The sequence below is a fragment of the Xanthomonas sp. LMG 12459 genome (genome assembly GCF_009192905.1).
Lineage (GTDB): Bacteria > Pseudomonadota > Gammaproteobacteria > Xanthomonadales > Xanthomonadaceae > Xanthomonas_A > Xanthomonas_A sontii.
In genome coordinates this window covers 1-21,440 of record NZ_NSGT01000075.1, presented here as the reverse complement: position 1 = coordinate 21,440, position 21,440 = coordinate 1, and the positions used below count along the sequence as shown (strand labels likewise).

20 protein-coding genes are annotated in these 21,440 nt (G+C 69.5%); 8 read left to right on the top strand and 12 right to left on the bottom strand.

What is annotated here, in order from left to right; genetic code table 11:
• The first annotated feature begins 343 nt into the window (after nt 1-343).
• A complete protein-coding gene (locus CEK65_RS15785; RefSeq protein ID WP_148828689.1) occupies nt 344-2,101 on the top strand; it encodes an ABC transporter permease subunit in 1,758 nt (585 codons plus the stop codon).
• Between the two features lie 16 nt (nt 2,102-2,117).
• Nucleotides 2,118-3,437: a nitrate/sulfonate/bicarbonate ABC transporter ATP-binding protein gene (locus CEK65_RS15780; RefSeq protein WP_010341738.1), complete on the top strand. Its 1,320-nt coding sequence runs from the start codon at nt 2,118-2,120 to the stop codon at nt 3,435-3,437.
• Nucleotides 3,438-3,913: 476 nt separating this feature from the next.
• On the opposite strand, the gene CEK65_RS15775 is transcribed toward CEK65_RS15780, so the two are convergent.
• The 6 genes from CEK65_RS15775 to CEK65_RS15750 form a co-directional block, all read right to left on the bottom strand.
• Nucleotides 3,914-4,213 carry a hypothetical protein gene (locus CEK65_RS15775; protein WP_017908266.1) on the bottom strand — a complete coding sequence of 100 codons (300 nt, stop codon included), beginning with the start codon at nt 4,211-4,213 and terminating at the stop codon, nt 3,914-3,916.
• Nucleotides 4,214-4,343: 130 nt separating this feature from the next.
• Nucleotides 4,344-5,534, bottom strand: coding sequence for a methyl-accepting chemotaxis protein (locus CEK65_RS15770; protein WP_017908265.1), 1,191 nt, complete (start codon nt 5,532-5,534; stop codon nt 4,344-4,346).
• A 161-nt stretch (nt 5,535-5,695) separates the two neighbouring features.
• The gene (gene hflD, locus CEK65_RS15765) at nt 5,696-6,310 is read right to left on the bottom strand and encodes a high frequency lysogenization protein HflD (RefSeq protein ID WP_017908264.1); all 615 of its coding nucleotides are present in this window, start codon (nt 6,308-6,310) and stop codon (nt 5,696-5,698) included.
• On the bottom strand, nt 6,307-7,449 hold the full coding sequence (mnmA, locus tag CEK65_RS15760) for a tRNA 2-thiouridine(34) synthase MnmA (RefSeq protein ID WP_152182287.1): 1,143 nt from the start codon (nt 7,447-7,449) through the stop codon (nt 6,307-6,309). The genes hflD and mnmA overlap by 4 nt, the downstream gene beginning before the upstream one ends.
• Nucleotides 7,446-7,904: an NUDIX hydrolase gene (locus CEK65_RS15755; RefSeq protein WP_152182286.1), complete on the bottom strand. Its 459-nt coding sequence runs from the start codon at nt 7,902-7,904 to the stop codon at nt 7,446-7,448. Before CEK65_RS15755 ends, mnmA begins: the two co-directional genes overlap by 4 nt.
• Nucleotides 7,904-8,407, bottom strand: coding sequence for a hypothetical protein (locus CEK65_RS15750; RefSeq protein ID WP_017908261.1), 504 nt, complete (start codon nt 8,405-8,407; stop codon nt 7,904-7,906). The genes CEK65_RS15755 and CEK65_RS15750 overlap by 1 nt, the downstream gene beginning before the upstream one ends.
• A gap of 76 nt (nt 8,408-8,483) precedes the next feature.
• Here CEK65_RS15750 and clpS point away from each other — a divergent pair, with 76 nt between their 5' ends.
• Both clpS and clpA read left to right on the top strand, forming a co-directional pair.
• Nucleotides 8,484-8,804, top strand: coding sequence for an ATP-dependent Clp protease adapter ClpS (clpS, locus tag CEK65_RS15745; RefSeq protein ID WP_010341728.1), 321 nt, complete (start codon nt 8,484-8,486; stop codon nt 8,802-8,804).
• Between the two features lie 123 nt (nt 8,805-8,927).
• Nucleotides 8,928-11,210 carry an ATP-dependent Clp protease ATP-binding subunit ClpA gene (gene clpA, locus CEK65_RS15740; RefSeq protein WP_017908259.1) on the top strand — a complete coding sequence of 761 codons (2,283 nt, stop codon included), beginning with the start codon at nt 8,928-8,930 and terminating at the stop codon, nt 11,208-11,210.
• Between the two features lie 130 nt (nt 11,211-11,340).
• On the opposite strand, the gene infA is transcribed toward clpA, so the two are convergent.
• The 5 genes from infA to trxB all read right to left on the bottom strand — a co-directional run bounded on the left by infA (nt 11,341) and on the right by trxB (nt 15,405).
• Entirely contained in the window at nt 11,341-11,559 is a 219-nt protein-coding gene (infA, locus tag CEK65_RS15735; protein ID WP_004425677.1) for a translation initiation factor IF-1, read from the bottom strand.
• A 92-nt stretch (nt 11,560-11,651) separates the two neighbouring features.
• Nucleotides 11,652-12,389 carry a leucyl/phenylalanyl-tRNA--protein transferase gene (aat, locus tag CEK65_RS15730; protein WP_152182285.1) on the bottom strand — a complete coding sequence of 246 codons (738 nt, stop codon included), beginning with the start codon at nt 12,387-12,389 and terminating at the stop codon, nt 11,652-11,654.
• 22 nt (nt 12,390-12,411) lie between these two features.
• Nucleotides 12,412-13,539 carry a GNAT family N-acetyltransferase gene (locus CEK65_RS15725; protein WP_193314808.1) on the bottom strand — a complete coding sequence of 376 codons (1,128 nt, stop codon included), beginning with the start codon at nt 13,537-13,539 and terminating at the stop codon, nt 12,412-12,414.
• Entirely contained in the window at nt 13,536-14,432 is an 897-nt protein-coding gene (locus tag CEK65_RS15720) for a hypothetical protein (RefSeq protein ID WP_152182283.1), read from the bottom strand. Before CEK65_RS15720 ends, CEK65_RS15725 begins: the two co-directional genes overlap by 4 nt.
• Before the next feature lie 4 nt (nt 14,433-14,436).
• A complete protein-coding gene (trxB, locus tag CEK65_RS15715; protein WP_152182282.1) occupies nt 14,437-15,405 on the bottom strand; it encodes a thioredoxin-disulfide reductase in 969 nt (322 codons plus the stop codon).
• A gap of 287 nt (nt 15,406-15,692) precedes the next feature.
• Here trxB and CEK65_RS15710 point away from each other — a divergent pair, with 287 nt between their 5' ends.
• The 3 genes from CEK65_RS15710 to lolA all read left to right on the top strand — a co-directional run bounded on the left by CEK65_RS15710 (nt 15,693) and on the right by lolA (nt 20,761).
• Complete coding sequence (locus tag CEK65_RS15710) at nt 15,693-18,050, top strand: DNA translocase FtsK (RefSeq protein WP_017909556.1); 2,358 nt, start codon at nt 15,693-15,695, stop codon at nt 18,048-18,050.
• 200 nt (nt 18,051-18,250) lie between these two features.
• Nucleotides 18,251-20,050, top strand: a complete 1,800-nt coding sequence (locus tag CEK65_RS15705; protein ID WP_152182289.1) for a DUF3857 domain-containing transglutaminase family protein — start codon at nt 18,251-18,253, stop codon at nt 20,048-20,050.
• Between the two features lie 84 nt (nt 20,051-20,134).
• Nucleotides 20,135-20,761: an outer membrane lipoprotein chaperone LolA gene (gene lolA / locus CEK65_RS15700; protein ID WP_017914052.1), complete on the top strand. Its 627-nt coding sequence runs from the start codon at nt 20,135-20,137 to the stop codon at nt 20,759-20,761.
• Between the two features lie 51 nt (nt 20,762-20,812).
• On the opposite strand, the gene CEK65_RS15695 is transcribed toward lolA, so the two are convergent.
• Nucleotides 20,813-21,208, bottom strand: a complete 396-nt coding sequence (locus CEK65_RS15695; RefSeq protein ID WP_343192917.1) for a hypothetical protein — start codon at nt 21,206-21,208, stop codon at nt 20,813-20,815.
• Nucleotides 21,209-21,226: 18 nt separating this feature from the next.
• On the opposite strand from CEK65_RS15695, the gene CEK65_RS21215 reads away from it, so the two are divergent.
• The coding region (locus CEK65_RS21215; RefSeq protein ID WP_226980600.1) for a hypothetical protein at nt 21,227-21,440 on the top strand (214 nt) is incomplete at its 3' end.

The following is a 21,440-nucleotide window of genomic DNA, read 5'->3' as shown; positions in this document are numbered from 1 at the left end:
GCTCAGGACGGGATCGTTCGCCAGCTCCTTGCGGTGCTGGCCTTGATTCCGAGAGTGCGCAAGCCCGATCCGCGAGGACTCCGAGCGTAGCCCCTGGCGTTGCCCATCGTCGGAGCCGCCCATGCGCCTGCCATCGCCATCCTCCCTGAGCCGTCCGTCGCTGCGCGGTTGCGTCGTGTGGCGACGGCGTGCGTGCACTGCATTGTCTGGAGACACCCGCGCGGCCGGCAGCGGCTGACGCACGGCGTACATCTTCCCCGGTCACACTGGGCGGTCCGCTTCGCGACCCGCGCCAGCGTCCTTTTTCCTGCGGCGTTCGCTGCCGCTCCTGCCGGATCTTCCCATGCTGCCATTCGCCCGCGACCGCTCCGCGCCCGGACAGCTCGCCGCACGCCCCGGCGTGCTGCCCAACCTGCACGATCTTGCGGTGTTCGCGCTGCTGCTGGGCCTGGGTGCGTTGCTGCTGCACGGCGCATCCGACATGCGCGCGCCGCTGCCGCCGGCCGGCACCGCCGCGGTGTCGCTGGAGCTGTGGCAGCTCCCCGAATACGGCCTGCGCACCACCTTGCGCATGTTCGCGGCGATGGCCGCCTCGCTGGTGTTCACCTTCGTGGTGGCGACCCTGGCCGCCAAGAGCCGGCGCGCCGAGCGGGTGATCGTGCCGGCGCTGGACATCCTGCAGTCGGTGCCGGTGCTGGGCTTCCTCACCTTCACCGTGACCTTCTTCCTGGGCCTGTTCCCCGGCCGGCAGATCGGCGCCGAACTGGCTTCGATCTTCGCCATCTTCACCAGCCAGGCCTGGAACATGGCGTTCTCGTTCTACCAGTCGCTGCGCAACGTGCCGCGCGACCTGGACGAGGTGTCGCGCGGTTTCGGGCTCAGCGCCTGGCAGCGTTTCTGGCGGCTGGAGGCGCCGTACGCCACGCCCTCGCTGATCTGGAACATGATGATGTCCATGTCCGGCGGCTGGTTCTTCGTGGTCGCTTCCGAGGCGATCAGCGTCGGCGACCACACCCTGGAATTGCCCGGCATCGGCTCGTACCTGGCGCTGGCGATCGCGCAGCGCAACTTCGCCGCGGTCGGCTGGGCGGTGGTGGCGATGGCGGTGCTGATCGCGCTGTACGACCAGTTGCTGTTCCGCCCGATCGTGGCCTGGTCGGACAAGTTCCGCGCCGAACTCACCGCTTCGCAAGACAAGCCGCAGTCGTGGCTGTACGACCTGCTGCGGCGCACGCGCCTGGCCAAGCGCCTGGTCGCGCCGCTGGCCTGGGTCTGGCAGCGCGCCATGCTGGTGCGCTGGACGCCGCGGCGCCAGCCGCAACTGCAGGCCGCGCCGCAGGCACCCGGCCGCAGCGGGGTGTGGGGCGACCGGCTGTGGAGCGCGGCGTTGGCGCTGGCCGGCGCGGCCGCGGCCTGGTTCGCCTACGACTATGGCCGCCGCCACCTGGGCCTGCACGACCTGGCCGAGGCCTTCGGCGGCGGCCTGGCCACGCTGCTGCGGGTGGTGGTGCTGATCGCCCTGGCCAGCGTGGTGTGGGTGCCGATCGGGGTGTGGATCGGGCTGCGCCCGAAGGTGGCGCAGCGGGTGCAGCCGCTGGCGCAGTTCCTGGCCGCGTTCCCGGCCAACGTGCTGTTCCCGTTCGCGGTGCTGGCCATCGTCAGCACCGGCGCCGATCCCAACATCTGGCTGTCGCCGCTGATGATTCTCGGCACCCAGTGGTACATCCTGTTCAACGTGATCGCCGGCGCCAGCGCGTTTCCCACCGATCTGCGCGAGGCCGCCACCATCTACCACCTGCGCTCGTGGACCTGGTGGCGGCGGGTGATCCTGCCCGGCATCTTCCCGTACTACATCACCGGTGCGTTGACCGCGTCGGGCGGTTCCTGGAACGCCAGCATCGTGGCCGAGCTGGCCAGTTGGGGCCACACCCAGGTGCAGGCCTACGGCCTCGGCGCCTACATCGCCCGCGCCACCGCCGCCGGCGACGGCCCGCGGGTGCTGCTCGGGGTGGCGGTGATGTCGCTGTTCGTGACCCTCTTCAACCGTGCGGTCTGGCGACGTCTGTACGTCTTCGCCGAACGCCGCCTGCGTTTCGACTGATTCCTGGAGACCGACCATGAGCTATTCCGCAAGCGTGCCCGAGCGCGCCCCGCTGGTCCGCGTGCAGGGTGTGCGCAAGACCTACGACAAGGGCGGGGCGACGCCGCTGGTGGTGCTGGAGGACGTCGACCTGACCCTGCATTCGGGGCAGATCGTCGGCCTGCTCGGCCGTTCCGGCTCGGGCAAGTCGACCCTGCTGCGCGCCATCGCCGGGCTGCTGCAGCCCAGCGCCGGCAGCATCGCCTTCCGCGATGCCGCGCCGGGCCAGGTCGCCGACGACATCGCCATGGTGTTCCAGAGCTTCGCCCTGTTCCCATGGCTGACGGTGCTGCAGAACGTGGAAGTGGGCCTGGAGGCGCGTGGCGTGGCCGCCGACGAGCGCCGCCGGCGCGCCCTGGCGGCGATCGACCTGATCGGCCTGGACGGCTACGAGGGCGCCTACCCGAAGGAACTGTCCGGCGGCATGCGCCAGCGCGTGGGCCTGGCGCGGGCGCTGGTGGTGCGACCGAAGCTGCTGCTGATGGACGAGCCGTTCTCGGCGCTGGACGTGCTGACCGCCGAGACCCTGCGTACCGACCTGCTCGACCTGTGGTCGGAAGGGCGCATGCCGATCGAATCGATCCTGATGGTCACCCACAACATCGAAGAAGCGGTGCTGATGTGCGACCGCATCGTGATCTTCGGCGCCAATCCGGGGCGGGTGATCGGCGAGATCGAAGTGACCCTGCCGCAGCCGCGCAATCGCCTGGCGCCGGCGTTCCGCGCCCTGGTCGACGACATCTATGCGCGCATGACCGCCAGCCCGCAGCGGCCGCAGACCCGCGAGGGCGTGTTCCCGGGCAGCGGCATCGCCATGGTGTTGCCGCGCGTGTCGAGCAACCTGCTGGCCGGCCTGATCGAAGCGGTGGCGGCCGAGCCCTACCACGGCCGTGCCGACCTGCCGCCGCTGGCGGCCGGCCTGCAGCTGGAAGTGGACGAACTGTTCCCGATCGCCGAGACGCTGCAACTGTTGCGCTTCGCCGTGTTCGAACAGGGCGACCTGCAGCTGACCCCGGCCGGGCAGCGCTTCGCCGAGCTGGGCACCGACGCGCGCAAGCAACTGTTCGCCCAGCACCTGGCCACCTACGTGCCGCTGGCCGCGCACATCCGCCGCGTGCTCGACGAACGCCCGGCGCATCACGCGCCGGCGCGCCGCTTCCGCGACGAACTGGAAGACCACATGTCCGAGGCCTACGCGGCGGAGACGGTCCAGGCGGTCACCAGCTGGGCGCGCTACGCCGAGTACTTCGCCTATGACAAGCAGGCGGACCTGTTCTCGCTGGAGAATCCGAGCTGATCGGGGGGATTTCAGGCTGTGCGCAGTTTCGGCTTCAGCCGCGACCCCACGGCCAACATTGCAGGAACGGCGTCCAGGCATGACCTTGCTCGCCGCTCACTGCGCCTTGCAGCAACGATGTCGCAATCTGATCGGAGTCGTTGTGGGAGGGACTTCAGTCCCGACTGCAGGCGGCCGGCCAGGCATGTGTCGCTCGCGTTTCGCGACCGAATGGCATCGCGCATCGCTGCTTGTCGCCGTGGTTCAGTGAAACCAGCCGTCGCCTCGCAAGAGAGGCTTCAGCCACGACAGGAGCATTTTCGGTACCGCCTTTAGCGGCTGAAGCCGCTCCTGCAGCCGCGAAGAATGCACGGGCTGCCCGGCCTCCTGCAGCAAGCGAAATCGAGAGATGGGGCCGGGTGACTCTCTAGCGCGGCGCCCCGAACGCGCTGCCACATCAGGCACCGCGCGATGCCAACGCAACCGCCGCGATCGACTCAATCGCCGTCGTACAGCGGAAAGTGCACCAGCGGCGCCGGCGTGCCGGCAGCGGCGACCGCGCTGCCGTTGAGGCCCATGTCCCAGGCCAGGCCGGCCCAGACCGGGTCGGCGATGCGCGCGTCCTGCTGCGCCGGTGCGCGTGCGATCAGCAACTGCCGCAGTTCGGCCTGGGCCAGCGTCTCCAGCCGTCGCAGGGCGTGGCCGGGCTGGCGCGGGGCGGTCACCGGCCGGATGCCGGGTGCGGCCACCGGCTCGGACGCAGGCACGTGCGCGCCGCTGCTGTCATCGCAGGACATGGCCGCAACTCGGGACAGGGACTGGAGATGCATCGACATCGACGGGGCCGGACGGGAAGGGCAGAGACGACAAGCCCCGGCAGGGGCCGGGGACTCGTCGGTTCATGGCGCGGAGCGCGACAAGGCGGACTTAGAACAACTCGACCGTGCCGGCACCCATGCTCTGCTGCGCCACCGGCTTGTGCGGCGGACGCTCCCACTCGGTGCGCATGTCGCGCAGGCGGTTGCCGACCCGCTGCAGGGCGTCGAGCAGTTCGTGGTCGAACACGCCGCCATTGCGGTGCAGCAGTTCCTGCAGCGCCACGGCCTCGCGGTTGATCGCGGTCAGGCGGTCCAGGTGGGTGTGCACGCCGCCCAGGGCCTGGGTGGCGATGTCCTCGAACTGCAGGGCGCGCACCGCTTCGGCGACGCTGCTGTCGATGGCGCGGCCGCACTCGGAGATCTCGCGCATGCCGTCGCCCAGCGAGTGGTTGATCGCGGCCACGTTGTCCAGCATCGCCGCGGCCTCGGCCCGCGCCTCGCGGGAGCGGTCCATGTCGCGGGAGGCCATGTTCGAGACCGTCTCGCGGACCTTGGCGATGGCGTCCTTGGAGCTGTGCGCCAGCTTGCGGATCTGCTCGTTGAAGGTGGTCGAACGCTCGGACAGGTTGCGCACCTCGTCGGCCACCACCGCGAAGCCGCGGCCCGCCTCGCCGGCGCGCGCCGCTTCGATCGCCGCGTTCAGCGCCAGCAGGTTGGTCTGGTCGGCGATCGACTTGACGTCCTCCAGCAGGGCGAAGATGCCGTCCAGGTGCTGGGACATGTCGTCGATGTAGTGCACCGTGGTGCTGCTCTGGCCGCTGACCTGCTCCAGCGCCTCCACCAGCTGCTCCATGCGCTGGCTGGCATGCTGGGCGAAGCGGGCCACGTCCACCCCGGCGCCACCGTCTTCGCCGGCGCGGTCGACGATGCGGGCCAGCGCCACGCTCTGCTGCCGCGACTTGCGGTTCATCGCCTCGAAGCTGCCACCCAGGCCGCTGACCGCCTGGCGGATCAGTTCGCGGGCACGTTCGATCTCCGAGCGCGAGCCCTCGATCTCGTTGCCGACGAAGCTGCGCAGCTCGGTCAGCAGGTGGTCCTGCTCGCGCATGACCTTGGCCTGCTCCGGCGAGCGCCGGCTCTGGCTGTACGCGGTCCAGCCGGCGAAACCGAGCCAGCTCAGCGTCATGGTGGTGAGGATGGCCCAACGGACCGGGGCCGGCCAATCGAAGCCGGCGGCGATGGGGAACAGCAGCGTCAGGGCGAGCGGGGCGGCCAGACGGATCAGGAGGCGTGAGTACATGGAAGTTCTCGGCAGATTCACGATTGCTGTATCGGCCGCCCCCCCCGGGTCTTTAGCAACGCGGTGCGCGGATCATCGAAACCTGCCGACATTCGTACGATCCGCGTCGCAGAACCACCGCGGGCGGCGCGCTGCCGGCCCGGCGCCGGCCCTCCGGGGACTCAGCGCAAGGCGCGGTCCACGGTCTCGCGCATGCGCCGCTTGGCCAGCAGGAAATCCCACAGGCTGCCGCCCATCTGCCGCCACAGCACCGCCGAACGCACCGCCGCCAGCAGCAGCGCGCGGATCTCCGCCACCACCCCGGCCTGACCCAGGTAATGCGGGTTGCCCTGCACCATCACCCGCGGGCGCAGGTGGCTGATGGTGTCGGCGTAGAGCTGGCCCAACGCCGCGATCACCTCGGGGTGGGTGCTGTCGGCATGGCGCTCCAGCAGCGGCGCGATCCGGGCCAGGCCGGCATCGACCTTTGCGTCGGTCTCGGCATCGCCGGCGAAGCGCCGTTCCAGCTGGATCACCGCCAGCGCCAGCCGCGGCAGCACCTCGTCCTGGCCCTGGTTGCGGAAGTAGTTGTGCAGCAGGCGCAGGCCCGGCGCCAGGTCGGCACGGCGGCCATAGACCGCTTCGGGGCTGGGCGCGTCGATGCGGAACACGCTGTCGAGCAGGGTGCGTACCAGCGACGCCTCGGACTGGCCGGTCTCGGCGATGCGCCGCACCTGCTGCAGGGCCTGGGCCATGCCCGCCAGCGCCAGCATGCGCGCGTCCATGGAATCGGTCATCGAATGGGGTCCTCGTGTACGGCGGGGGCCTGCTGCGCCAGGCGGCGCTCCAGCGGGGCATCGGTGGTGGCGATCACGGCGCCGCCCAGGCATTCCTCGCCTTGGTACAGCACCAGCGACTGCCCGGGGGTGACGGCGCGCTGCGGGCGCGCGAAGCGGACCGACAGGGTGCCGTCGTCGCCGACCTCGACCGTGCAGGGCTCGTCGGCCTGGCGGTAGCGGGTCTGCGCGGTGCACTCGAAGCGCCGTGCCGGCGGCGCACCGGCGATCCAGTGGGCGGCCTCGGACTGCAGCCCGTTGGCCATCAGGTAGGGGCTGTCGCGGTCCTGGTCGACGTACAGCACGTTGCGGGCGACGTCCTTGCCGACCACGTACCACGGCGCCGCGGCGCGGCCGCGCACCCCGCCGATGTTCAGGCCCTCGCGCTGACCCAGGGTGAAATAGAACACCCCCGGATGCTCGGCCACGACCTGCTCGTGCGGGTCGCGGATCTCGCCGCGCCGCGCCGGCAGGTAGCGACCGAGAAATTCGCGGAAATCGCGTTCGCCGATGAAGCAGATGCCGGTGGAATCCTTCTTGGCGTGGGTCGGCAGGCCGGCTTCGCGGGCGATGCGGCGCACCTGTTCCTTGGGCAGTTCGCCGACCGGGAACAGGGTCGCGGCCAGTTGCGCCTGGCCCAGCTGGTGCAGGAAGTAGCTCTGGTCCTTGTTGCGGTCCAGCCCGCGCAGCAGCCGCCAGCGGCCGCCGAGGCTGTCCACCCGCGCATAGTGGCCGGTGGCGATGCGCTCGGCGCCGAGCTCGCGCGCCGCGTCCAGGAAATGCTTGAACTTGACCTCGCGGTTGCACAGCACGTCCGGGTTGGGCGTGCGCCCGGCGGCGTATTCGGCCAGGAAGTGCGCGAACACGCCTTGCCAGTACTCCTGCGAAAAGTCGCGGAAATGGAAGGGGATGCCCAGTCGCCCGCACACCGCCACCGCATCGCGGCGGTCGTCGTCGGCACGGCAGTCGCCACTGCCGTCGTCGGCCCAGTTCTGCATGAACAGGCCGGATACCGCCGCGCCCTGCTGGACCAGCTGCCAGGCCGCCACCGACGAATCCACGCCGCCGGAGACCCCGACCATGACCGCTGCGCCGCTCATGCCACCTGCCGCAGCAGATCCAGCGGGTAGCGGCGCCCGGCCAGGAAATCGGCCACCACCTGCCACACCAGCGGGCTGCGCCAGCGCGGCGCTTCGGCCTCCAGTTCGGCCGGGGTCATCCACAGCGCGCGCACGATGCCGGTGTCCAATGGCCGCTGCGCATCGTGCGCGACCGGATCGGCGGCGAAGGCGAAGCGCAGGTAATGGCGGCCGGTGTCGGCCTTCCACTGGTAGGCACCGATGAACGCGGTCGGCTGCACCTGCCAGCCGGTTTCCTCCAGCGTCTCGCGCACCGCGGCCTCGATCAGGCGCTCGTCCGGCTCCAGGTGGCCGGCCGGCTGGTTCAACACCAGCGACCCGGCGATGGCTTCCTCGACCTGCAGCAGGCGCCCGTCGCGCACCACCACCGTGGCCACGGTCACGTCCGGCTGCCAGGGTTCCGCGGCCGCCGTCATCAGAACAGGTCCTTGCCGCCGTTCAGTTCGGCGTCCATCGCGTCGGCGCCGCGCGCGGCCGCCTCCAGCGCCTCGCGCAGCGCCGCATCGTCGGCATCGGCGGGGATCTTGACCACGAACACCGCCGTGCCGCCCTGGCGCACCCAGCCGCCGAGGATGTCCGACTGCGCGTCCTCCAGCAGCCGGTTGGCGACCTTGGCGGGCAGGCTGTCGCCCTGTGCCTGGTAGGCCGGCGACCACACCTCGCGGATGCGGTAGCTGCCGAAGGTCTCCACCGGCGAGCGCACATAGGTGAGCTGCTTGCGCTCCTGCCCGTGGTCGCGCAGGCCGAACAGCACCTGATAGTCGCCGTCCTCGTCCGCCTGTACGTCGTAGCCCAGCGCCTGCAGGCGCTTGCCCAGCGCCGCATCCGGCGTCTCGGCGGCGGCCGGCAGGGCGGCGGCGAGCAGCGCGGCGAGCAGCGGAAGCTTGGGGAACATCGTCGAATGCATGCGGAGCGCCATCGAAAGGAGGGGAATTGTGCGGGCAGGGCCGGCGATCGTCCAATCCTGGCCGGCGGCCCCCGTATATAATGGACGGATGCCCCGCAAGAATTCCCCCGAGCACGATCATGGCGTCATGGTGGAGACCGGCAAGCCGGAAGTCGCCCGCCCGCCCATGTATCAGGTGCTGCTGCTGAACGACGACTACACCCCGATGGACTTCGTGGTGACCGTGCTGCAGCAGTTCTTCTCCCTGGACCTGGAGCGCGCCACCCAGGTGATGCTGCACGTGCATACCCGCGGCCGCGGGGTGTGCGGGGTCTATACCCGCGAGGTGGCTGAATCCAAGGTAGCTCAGGTGAACGAGTTCTCGCGGATGAACCAGCATCCCCTGTTGTGCACGATGGAAAAAGCCTGATAGTGGGAGGCGTCGGTCACCGGTTTGCCCGGACTAACGCGGTGTGAACACACTGATCCGATAGGGTTGTGGAAATTCGCAACTCAAGCCACATATTGTCGGCAACAGACGTCGGAGTACACCATGTTCAGCAAAGATCTCGAGCAGACCATCGGCCAGTGCTACAAGCGCGCCCGGGAAGCCCGTCATGAGTTCATGACGGTGGAGCACCTGCTGTTGGCATTGCTCGACAATCCCTCCGCCCAGGCCGTGCTCAAGGCCTGCGGCGCCGACGTCGACCGCCTGCGCGGCGACCTGGAACAGGCCATCGAAGCCTCGGTGGCGCGCCTGGCCGACGACGATGGCCGCGACACCCAGCCCACCCTGGGCTTCCAGCGGGTGCTGCAGCGGGCGGTCTACCACGTGCAGTCCTCGGGCAAGAAGGAAGTCAGCGGCGCCAACGTGCTGGTGGCGATCTTCGGCGAGAAGGATTCGCACGCGGTGTACTTCCTGAACCAGCAGGACATCACCCGCCTGGACATCGTCAACTACCTGTCCCATGGCATCGCCAAGATGGGTGAGGACGGCGAGCACGCCGCGCCGTCCGACGGCGAGCCCAAGGGTGAGGCGGGCGAGGGCGAGCCCAAGGGCGACGCACTGGCCGAGTACGCCACCAATCTGAACGAGCAGGCCCGCAATGGCCGCATCGACCCGCTGGTGGGCCGCGCCGACGAGATCGAGCGCACCATCCAGGTCCTGTGCCGCCGCCGCAAGAACAACCCGCTGTACGTGGGCGAGGCCGGTGTCGGCAAGACCGCCATCGCCGAGGGCCTGGCCAAGCGCATCGTCGAGGGCACGGTGCCGGAGGTGCTGGCCGACGCGGTGATCTTCTCGCTCGACCTGGGCGCGCTGGTTGCCGGCACCAAGTACCGCGGCGACTTCGAGAAGCGCCTGAAGGGCGTGCTGACCTCGCTGAAGAAGGTGCCCAACGCGGTGCTGTTCATCGACGAGATCCACACCATCATCGGCGCCGGCTCCGCCTCCGGCGGCACCATGGACGCGTCCAACCTGATCAAGCCGGCGCTGTCCTCGGGCGAGCTGCGCTGCATCGGCTCGACCACGTTCCAGGAATACCGCGGCATCTTCGAGAAGGACCGCGCTCTGGCGCGGCGCTTCCAGAAGATCGACATCGTCGAGCCGACCGTGGGCGAGACCTTCGAGATCCTGCAGGGCCTCAAGCCCAAGTACGAGGCGCACCACGGCGTGACCTACGCCGACGATGCGCTGCAGGCGGCGGTGGACCTGTCGGTCAAGCACATCGGCGACCGGTTGCTGCCGGACAAGGCGATCGACGTGATCGACGAGGCCGGCGCGCGCCAGCGGCTGCTGCCGGAAGGCCAGCGCAAGGAACTGATCGACATCGAGGAGATCGAGACCATCGTCGCCAAGATGGCGCGGATCCCGGCCAAGCAGGTCAGCGCCACCGACAAGGACGTGCTGCAGCACCTGGAGCGCAACCTGAAGATGGTGATCTTCGGCCAGGATCCGGCGATCGAGACGCTGGCCTCGTCGATCAAGCTGGCGCGCTCGGGTCTGGCCAATCCGGAAAAGCCGATCGGCAACTTCCTGTTCGCCGGCCCCACCGGCGTGGGCAAGACCGAGGTCACCAAGCAGCTGGCGCTGCAACTGGGCATCGAGTTGGTGCGCTTCGACATGTCCGAGTATATGGAGCCGCATTCGATCAGTCGCCTGATCGGTGCGCCCCCGGGCTACGTCGGCTTCGACCAGGGCGGCCTGTTGACCGAGAAGATCGTCAAGACCCCGCACTGCGTGCTGCTGCTGGACGAGGTGGAGAAGGCGCACCCGGACATCTTCAACATCCTGTTGCAGGTCATGGACCGCGGCGTGCTCACCGACACTAACGGGCGCGAGGCCAACTTCAAGAACGTGATCCTGGTGATGACCACCAATGCCGGTGCCACCCAGGCCTCGCGGCGCTCGATCGGCTTCACCCAGCAGGACCACTCCACCGATGCGATGGAGATCATCCGCCGCAGCTTCACTCCCGAGTTCCGCAACCGCCTGGACGCGGTGGTGCAGTTCCAGCCGCTGGCCTTCAGCCACATCCTGCGCGTGGTCGACAAGTTCGTGATCGAGCTGGAGATGCTGCTGCAGGAGAAGCACGTGTCGCTGTCGGCGACCCCGACCGCGCGCGACTGGCTGGCCCAGCACGGCTTCGACCCGCTGATGGGTGCGCGGCCGATGGCGCGGGTGATCCAGGACAAGGTCAAGCGCCCGCTGGCCGACGAACTGCTGTTCGGCAAGCTGGTCAACGGCGGCCGCGTCACCATCGACGTGCGCGACGGCGAGCTGGTGGTCGATACCCAGGCCGAGCCGGAGCGCCTGCTGCCGGCGACGGTGGACTGAGGCCGGGCCGACAGGCACGACGAAAGGCGGCTGCAGAGGCTGCAGCCGCCTGGCGAGGTCACCGTGGTTCCATCGTTGCAGACGCGAAAGGCGGCCAGTGGCCGCCTTCTTCATGTCCGCCCGTGGCGGATTACTTCATGCGGTAGGTGATGCGACCCTTGGTCAGGTCGTACGGGGTCATTTCGACCTTCACCCGGTCACCGGTCAGGATGCGGATGTAGTTCTTGCGCATGCGGCCGGAGATGTGGGCGATGATTTCGTGCCCGTTTTCCAGCTTGACCCGGAACGTGGTATTGGGCAACGTCTCGCTGACGGTGCCTTCGAATTCGATGGAGTCGTCTTTCGACATGTAATCCTGTGCGATTCGGAACGGCCAAAGGCCTGAAGAGCGAGGATTTTACTCGCCTGGGCCGCGCCATGCAAAGTTTGCGTTAATCCCGCTCAGCCCTGGGCCAGTTCCGCGGCCGCCAGGGTGCCGAAGCGCAGCGTCCACGGCGCGGTCTCGGCAGTCGCCGCCACCAGCGGCGCGATGGTGTCCAGGAACCGCGCACGCGGCCAGCGCTCGGCGCCCAGGCTGAGCAGGTGGTCGTTCTCCACCTGCGCGTCGGTCAGCGGCCAGCCCCAGCCGTGCAGGCGCCGCGCCAGTGCCGCCAGTGCGACCTTGGAGCCGCCGCTGCGCGCACTGAACATGCTTTCGCCGAAGAACATGCGCCCGCGCGCCACCCCATAGATGCCGCCGACCAGCTCGTCGCCGTCGAACACTTCCACCGAATGCGCGTGGCCGGCCTGGTGCAGGGCCAGGTAGGCGGCGCGCATCGGCGCGGTGATCCAGGTGCCGTCCTGGCCGCGGCGGGGGAGTTGCGCGCAGGCATCGATGACCTGGGCGAAGGCGGTGTCGGCGCGCACGGTCCACGGACAGCGGCGCAGGCTGCGGCGGAAGCGCGAGGACAGGCGTACGCCGTCGCTGCGGAACACGGCGCGTGGGTCCGGACTCCACCACAGGATCGGCTCGCCGTCGGAGTACCAGGGGAAGATGCCCTGGGCGTAGGCCGCGAGCAGGCGCGTCGGCGACAGGTCGCCGCCGACCGCGAGCAGGCCGTCCGGCTCGCGCAGGGCGCTGGACGGCGGCGGGAACGGGGCGGCGGGATCGGCCGCGAGCAGGACAGGGAGACGACGCATCGCCGTCAGCGTAGCCGATGCCTCAGGCGTCGTGGCGGAACGGCGAGTGGCGCTGCAGCGCCGCCGCGTGCTGGCGCACCTCGGCGCGCTCCTGCGCGCACCACTCGGCCAACGGCACGCGGAAGCCCGGGTCGGCGATCCAGTGGCGGCTGCGTACCAGCCGCGGCAGGAAGCCGCGGGCGATCTTGTGCTGGCCCTGCGCGCCCGGCTCGAAGCGGGTCAGGCCCTCGCGCAGGCAGTACTCGATGCCCTGGTAGTAGCAGGTCTCGAAATGCAGGCCGGGCAGGGGCTCGCCGCCCCAGTAGCGGCCGTACAAGGTGTCGCCGCCGCGCAAGCAGAACGCCCCGGCCACCGGCGCGCCGTCATGCATGGCCAGGAAGATCAGCAGGTTGCGCGGCATCGTGCGCGCAAGATGCGAAAAGAAGTTCAGGGTCAGCGCCGGCGAATTGCCGTAGTCGTCGAAGGTGCGCAGATAGAAGCCGTACATCGCCTGCAGGTCGGCGGCGCTGGCCTCGTCGCCGTGCAGCACGCGGAAGTCGATGCCGGCGCGCTGCACCTTGGCCCGCTCCTGGCGGATGTTCTTGCGGTGCTTGTGGTCCATCGCGCCCAGGTAATCGTCGAACCCGGTCCAGTCGGCGTCGTTGTGCCACTGGTACTGCACGTCGTTGCGTTCCAGCCAGTCGGTGCCGAACGCGGCGTCCTCGTCGGCGCGGTGGAAATTGACGTGGGCCGAGGACAGGCCGGCGCGCTCGGTCAGCGCCTGCATGGCCGCGAGCAGTTCCCGCTGCGCGGCCAGGTCGCGCGCCAGCAGCCGCGGCCCGGTCACCGGCGAGTACGGCACCGCGCACAGCCACTTGGGGAAATAGTCCTGGCCGTAGCGCGCGTAGGCGTGCGCCCAGGCATGGTCGAACACGAATTCGCCATGCGAGTTGGTCTTCACGTAGCCCGGCGCGGCGGCGATCAGGACGTCGCCGTCCCACAGCGTGAGGTGCAGCGGCGTCCAGCCCCAGTCCGGGCGCAGGCAGCCATGGCGTTCCAGGCCGGCCAGGAAAGCATGAGCAACAAATGGGTTGCCGCCGTCATGCAAAGCGTCCCACTCCATCGGGGGCACCGCGTCGAGCCGGTCCAGCCAGCGGATGGTCGTCATCAATAAGGCTGCGTGACGAGCGAGGGAGCCTGGTAGGAGAGCGGCAGGGCGATCGCGGCGACCGCCGGCTCGGCGCAGTCCAGGCCTGCTCTCGGCAACTCGGCCAGGCGTGCGCGCAAGCGCACGATGCCAGGCGCAGGCTCCGACACGGCGGCGCGAGGAGGATCGCGCTGCTCCAGCAGGCCGGGGCAGGGACGATAGGTCACGTGCAGGGTGTCGTCCTTGTCGGACGTGCTCATTCTCAATTCGGTGGAAAACGTGCGCATCGTCCGACGCAGCAGCGCCGAGGCCAGGGTCATGTGCTGTAGCGCCGCCGCTCGCGCCTGCGGCGAAGCCGTTGCCAGTGTCAGCGTCGCGTCAGGGAATGGCGGCGGGGCTTCGGCTCGCGCGGCCAGCAGGCGCTGCACCTGCGCCTCGCCGCCGGGGATGGTGCCCAAAGCGGCGAGCACCGCCAGCGTGTCGGAGGCGTCGGGGTCGCCATGCGCGGCGTCCTCCCGCAGCCAAGCCAGGGCTTGCTCGCGACGTGAAGGAATGACGTCGATCCCGGCGAGCAGGCAGTCGCTGAGCATGCTCACCAGGTATGCGCGCGACTGCGCATCCCCGGCCGCAGCGCTTGCCAGGGTGCCGGCGCTTTCCTCGCGTAGCCGCTTGTTGATCGCGCGCCCCAGTTCCGCGCTGCGCGCATCCATCGCGGTGCCCCCAGACAGCAACAACGAAGCGAACTGCGCGCTCAGCACATCGGCCTGCTCCAGCGGCATGCACAGCGTCATGTGGGCCGTTTCCACCATGCCGTACCGCAACGGCGGCGCGGCTGTGGGTTCCGCGCGCGCCAGCCCGGCCGCAAGCAGCACGCTGGCGGCCGCCAGAGCCATGCAGCGGCCGGCGCGGTTCGTCATCGACTCAGGCACCCTTGTCCAGATAGCGCTCGGCGTCCAGCGCGGCCATGCAGCCGAAGCCGGCCGAGGTGATCGCCTGGCGGTAGTGCTGGTCGGCGACGTCGCCAGCGGCGAACACGCCCGGCACCGAGGTCTCGGTGGCGGCGCCGCCGAGGCCGGAGCGGATCTCCAGGTAGCCGTTGTGCATCGCCAGTTGGCCGTCGAACAGCTGGGTGTTCGGGTGATGGCCGATGGCGACGAAGAAGCCGTGCGCCTCCAGGTCGCGGGTGCTGCCGTCCTGCACCGACTTGACCCGCACGCCGGTGACGCCGGCCTCGTTGCCCAGCACCTCGTCCACCTGGTGATGCCAGACGGTCTCGATCTTGCCGGCGGCGACCTTGGCGAACAGCTTGTCCTGCATGATCTTTTCCGCGCGCAGGGTGTCGCGGCGGTGCACCAGATAGACCTTGCGGGCGATGTTGGACAGGTACAGCGCCTCTTCCACGGCGGTGTTGCCGCCGCCGACCACGACCACGTCCTGGTCCTTGTAGAAGAAGCCGTCGCAGGTGGCGCAGGCGGACACGCCGCGGCCCTTGAACGCCTCTTCCGAGGCAATGCCCAGGTACTTGGCGGTGGCGCCGGTGGCGATGATCAGCGCGTCGCAGGTGTAGTCGCCGCTGTCGCCGCTGAGCCGGAACGGGCGCTGCGACAGGTCGGCGGTGTGGATGTGATCGAAGATCACTTCGGTCTCGAAGCGCTCGGCATGCGCCTGCATGCGCGCCATCAGGTCCGGGCCCATCAGGCCGTGCGGGTCGCCGGGCCAGTTGTCGACCTCGGTGGTGGTCATCAGCTGGCCGCCCTGCTGCAGGCCGGTGATCACCACCGGCTTGAGGTTGGCGCGCGCGGCGTAGACCGCGGCGGTCCAGCCGGCCGGGCCGGAACCCAGGATCAGCAGGCGGGAATGCTTGGCGGAATTGGCGGCAGAGGGGCTCATGTATACTCGCGAACAGGGTGAAATGGCGGCGGAAACGCGGCATTGCGCGGGTTCCGGCGAAGGCGCATAGAGTGGCGGCCGGCCTGGAACGAATCAAGCCGCGTGGCGGAAACGCTGCGGCCCGCGGCGACAGACTTCGCGTTTCGCGCGTCGTTGCCCGCCTCGATCGGGCGCTGCCAGCATCGGCCTGCGCAAGTCCGGACGATTCAGGTACCGCCTGCTGAAATGCAAGGGCGAGTCGTTTATTATCAATCACTAACGATGCATTTCTAAGGTCTGGTCATAGCGTGGCGAAGCAGGTTCCGGAACGCGGCAAATCCCAGGGCGCCAATGCGGCGGCACGCAAGCAGGGCGCCGCGCCCAACCCACGCCGGCAGAAGCTGTGGCGCGATCTGGCGCTGATCGCGATCGCGCCGCTGCTGCTGTACCTGCTGGCCAGCCTGGCCACGTACTCGGCGACCGATCCGGGCTGGTCGCATACCGGCAGCGTGGTCGCGCCGGTGCACAACATGGGCGGCAAGTTCGGCGCCTGGATCGCCGACGTGCTGCTGCAACTGTTCGGCTACGTGGCCTTCCTGCTGCCGGTGGTGATCGGCGCGATCTCCTGGATCGCGCTGTTCGGCATGGACCAGGACGGCGATGGCGAGGCCGACCTAGGCCCGGCGCTGCGCCTGGTCGGCATCGTCGGTTTCCTGATCGCCGCCACCGGGCTGCTGCACCTGCGCCTGTTCGCCGGCGACGTGGCCGGGGCCGGTGGCATCCTCGGCAAGCTGGTCGGCAATTCGCTGGGCGCCGGGTTCGGCGCGCTCGGCGCCAACCTGTTCGTGCTGGTGCTGTTGCTGGTGTCGGTGACCCTGGCCACCGGGCTGTCCTGGTTCGCGGTGATGGAGCGCATCGGCAAGGCGGTGATGACCCTGCCGGCGCTGGCCCGGCGCGGCACCCAGCAGGCCAACGAATGGCAGCAGACCCGCGCCATGCGCGAGGAACGCGAGGAAGTGCGCAAGGTCGACGCGGTGCAGCGCGCCAAGCGCGAGCCGGTCAAGATCGAGCCGCCGCCGGCGCCGGTGGTGGAGAAGAGCGAGCGCGCCAAGCGCGAGCAGCAGATCCCGCTGTTCCACGGCACCGGCAGCGACCCGTCCGGGGTGCCGCCGCTGGCCCTGCTGGACGACCCCAAGCCGCAGGCCAAGGGCTATTCCGAGGAGACCCTGGAAACCCTGTCGCGGCAGATCGAGTTCAAGCTGAAGGATTTCCGCATCGAGGCGCAGGTGGTCGGCGCTTATCCGGGCCCGGTCATCACCCGTTTCGAGATCGAACCGGCGCCGGGCATCAAGGTCAGCCAGATCAGTTCGCTGGACAAGGACATCGCCCGCGGCCTGTCGGTGAAGTCGGTGCGCGTGGTGGACGTGATCCCGGGCAAGTCGGTGATCGGCCTGGAGATCCCCAACGTCAGCCGCGAGATGATCTATCTCAGCGAGTTGCTGCGCTCCAAGGAATACGACAAGTCGGCCAGCCCGCTGACCCTGGCCCTGGGCAAGGACATTGCCGGGCGCCCGACCGTGGCCGACCTGGCGCGCATGCCGCACCTGCTGGTCGCCGGTACCACCGGCTCGGGCAAGTCGGTGGCGGTCAACGCCATGGTGCTGAGCCTGCTGTACAAGGCCTCGGCCAAGGACCTGCGGATGCTGATGATCGACCCGAAGATGCTCGAACTGAGCGTCTACCAGGGCATCCCGCATCTGCTGGCGCCGGTGGTCACCGACATGAAGGAGGCCGCCAACGGCCTGCGCTGGTGCGTGGCGGAAATGGAGCGCCGCTACAAGCTGATGAGCGCGGTCGGCGTGCGCAACCTGGCCGGCTTCAACAAGAAGGTCAAGGACGCGCAGGACGCCGGGCAGCCGCTGATGGACCCGCTGTTCAAGCCCAACCCGGACCTGGCCGAGGCGCCGCGGCCGCTGGACACGCTGCCGTTCATCGTCATCTTCATCGACGAATTCGCCGACATGATGATGATCGTCGGCAAGAAGGTCGAAGAGCTGATCGCGCGTCTGGCGCAGAAGGCCCGCGCCGCCGGCATCCACCTGATCCTGGCCACCCAGCGCCCGTCGGTGGACGTGATCACCGGCCTGATCAAGGCCAATATCCCGACCCGCATCGCCTTCCAGGTCAGTTCCAAGATCGACTCGCGCACCATCCTCGACCAGTCCGGCGCCGAGACCCTGCTGGGCCATGGCGACATGCTGTACCTGCCGCCGGGCACGGCGATGCCGGACCGCGTGCACGGCGCCTTCGTCAGCGACGAGGAAGTGCACCGGGTGGTCGAGCACCTCAAGGCCAGCGGTCCGGCCGACTACATCGAGGGCGTGCTCGACGAAGTGCAGACCATGGGCGACGGCACCGTGATCGGCGCCACCGGCCTGCCGGAAGCCGGCGGCGGTGGCGGCGACGAATCCGATCCGCTGTACGACGAGGCACTGCGCATCGTCACCGAGACCCGCCGCGCCTCGATCTCCGGCGTGCAGCGGCGGCTGAAGATCGGCTACAACCGCGCCGCGCGGCTGATCGAGGCGATGGAAGCCGCCGGCGTGGTCAGCCCGCCCGAACACAACGGCGACCGCAGCGTGCTGGCGCCGCCGCCGCCGAAGTGACGCGCACCGCGCCGTCCGCCGGCCGTGGCCGGCGTCTGCCTGACCGGAGGCCTGCGCGCGCCGCGCGCTGGCTGTTCGGCGCGGCGCTGCTGGCGCTGTCCGGCCTCGCCGGCGCGCAACCGGCGCCGGCCGCGCATTCCAATGCCGACCAGACCGCGGGCGCGGCGACTGCCCCCGTGGTCAGCAACAACTACAGCTACGTGCGCTACCGCGCCGACTACGAGGTGCGCGAGGACGCCACCAGCGTCGAGACCGACGAATACGAGCTGCTGCTCAAGACCAAGGCCGGCGTCGACCAGTTCAGCCAGGTGCGGCTGGGCTACAGCGAGAAGCTGGAGACGCTGGAGGTGCTGGCCGCCTACACGCTGACCCCGGATGGGCTGCGCCACGACGTGCCGGCCGACAAGATCTATACCCAGGAGAGCTATTCCAGCGCGACGGCGGCGATGTACGCCGACCGCAAGGTCAAGGTGGTGGTGTTCCCCAACCTGATGCCCGGCGCGCGTCTGGTGTACCGGGTGCGTCGCACCCAGAACGTGCCGTACTTCCCGGGCTATTTCAGCCTGTGGGAGACCTTCAGCGTGTTCTCGCAGTACGACGACGCCACGGTGACCCTGGTGGCGCCGCGGCGCCTGCAGATGCACCTGTACACGCGCGGCGTGCAGGGCAGCGATACGCCGACGATCGACGGCGAACAGGCCCGCTGGGAGTGGCGCTACAGCCGCCGCGAGCCGATGAAGAGCCAGAACTGGTCGGCGGCCACCTGGGAGTTCAGCCCGACCATCATGGCCAGCAGCTTCCGCCGCTGGTCGCAGATGGCCCAGGCCTACCAGCACAGCAGCGCCGCCGCCGCGCAGGTCACGCCCAAGGTGCGCGCCCGCGCCGAGCAGATCACCGCCGGCATCGTCGATCGCCGCGCGCAGGCCGCGGCGCTGTACGAGTGGGTGGCGCGCAACATCCGCTACGTGGCGGTGTACTTGGGCAATGGTGGGCTGCAGCCGAACAGCGCCGACAGCATCCTCGACAACCACTACGGCGACTGCAAGGACCACACCGTGGTGCTGGAAGCGCTGCTGGCGGCCAAGGGCATCGCCAGTACGCCGGTGCTGATCGGCGCGCAGGGCGGGCCGACCCTGCCGGAGGTGCCGGTGCTGGGACGCTTCAACCACGCCATCACCTATCTGCCCGAGTTCAAGCTGTACGTGGATTCGACCAGCCCATACGCGCGTTTCGGCCAGTTGCCTGCCGGCGATCTGGGCGCGCCGGTGCTGCACACGGCCGACGGCACCGTGGCGCGCACGCCGCCGGACGACGCCAAGCGCAACCGCTACCTGGCCGAGACCGACTACCGTTTCGCCGCCGATGGCGGCGTCAGCGGCATCACCCGGCTGGACAGCGGCGATGTCGGCGAGGTCGGCCTGCGCACGATGTTCGTGCAGCTCAATGCGCAGAACCGCACCCGCATCGAGGAATCGATCGTCGCCGCGTCCGGCTTCGACGGCAGCGGCGAGTTGCTGCTGCAGGGCACGCCGCAGGACCTGAGCCGGCCGTTCGGCTACGCCTACCGCTTCCAGGCCCACGACTACGTCGACTTCGGCGTGGTCGGCGGCATGAGCCTGCCGTTGATGCCCGGCGCCGATTCGGTGCGCGGGGTCTACAGCACCGCCTCGGCCGAGCGCAACCTGACCCCGTTCTACTGCAACGACAACGCGCGCAGCGAGACCTACCGGCTCACCTTCCCGGACAGCGTGCCGATCATCGCGATTCCGGCCGACACGCATTTCCGCAACGCCGCCGGCGAGTACGCCGCGACCTGGGTGCGCGACGGGCAGACCGTGACCGCCACGCATACGCTGCACCGCCGCGCGATCCACGGCCCGGCGGCGCTGTGTCAGCCGCAGGACTACGCCGCCTTCCGCGAGCTGTACCAGCAGGTGCGGCGCGGCTTCCGCGGCCAGATCCTGTACGGCGACCTCAGCCGGATGCAGACCGGGCCGTAGACCTGGCGCGGCCGGCCATCCTCTGATCGCCTATTCAGGCGCGGCGCGTCACACTTCCCACACTCCATCCGGAAACCCATCCGCATGCTTCGCACACTCCGCTACACCGTCCTCGCCACCGCGCTGCTGGCCGGCTCCGCCTTCGCCGGCGCCCGCGAGGACCTCACCGCCTTCACCCGCGGGCTGAAGGGCCTGGACGGCCAGTTCGCGCAGAAGGTCTACGACGGCAAGGGCACGCTGAAGGAAAGCTCCAGCGGCCGCGTCGCGCTATCGGCGCCGCGCCTGTTCCGCTGGGAGTACCGCAAGCCGTATACCCAACTGATCGTCGCCGACGGCAGCAAGGTCTGGGTCTACGACCCGGACCTGAAGCAGGCCACGGTGCGCGCACAGGGCAGCGAGGAACAGAACAGCCCGCTGACCGCGCTGATCGATCCGGGCCGGCTCGACCGCCAGTACGACGTCAGCGAGGAGGCCGTGGCCCGCGACGGGCTGCAGTGGCTGACCATGACCCCGAAGGTGGACACCGAGGCCAGCTTCCAGATGGCCAAGCTCGGCTTCGACCGCAACGGCCTGGCGCGCATGGAAGTGGTCGATCCGGTCGGCCAGCGCACCGACATCAGCTTCAGCGACTGGAAGCGCAATCCGGCCTTCGCCGCCGGCACCTTCCGCTACGTCCCGGACAAGGACGTGGACGTGGTCGGCGACCGCTGAGCCGGCCGCCCCGCCGCCGCGCGCCGGGTCGGTGCGCGGCGGCCTTTCCGCTCAGTTGGGGCAGGTCTGCACTTCGATGCTGACGTGGCCCAGCGTGGCCACGCCCTGCAGGCGGGCGTGGTAGAACGCCGCCGGCCGCGGCTTGTGCGTCACCAGCGACACGATCGCCGCGTGCTGGCCGGGGCCGACCCGCCACACGTGCAGGTCGGCGATGCGCTCGTCGTCCTGCTGCAGGCGGTCGCGGATCTGCGCCTGCAGCGCGGCCGGCGCCGAGGCGTCGAGCAGCACCGCGCCGGTGTCGCGCAGAAGCGCCAGCGACCAGCGGGCGATGACGATGGCGCCGACGATGCCCATCAACGCATCGGTCCAGGTCCAGCCCAGGTACTTGGCCAGCAACAGGGCGACGATCGCCATCACCGAGGTCAGCGCGTCGGCCAGCACGTGCATGTAGGCCGAGCGCAGGTTGTGATCGGCGTGCGCGTGGCGGTCGTGGCTGTGCGTCGGCGCAGGCGCGGCATGGGCGTGCGCATGCCCGTGGTGATCGTGCGGGTGGTGATGGCCGTGACCGTGCGCGTGATCGTGGTCGTGGTCGTGCCCATCTTGGTGCGCGTGCGCATGGTCGCCATGCCGGTGCGCGGCATGAGCGTGGTCGTGATGATGCCCGTGCCCGTGCCCGTGC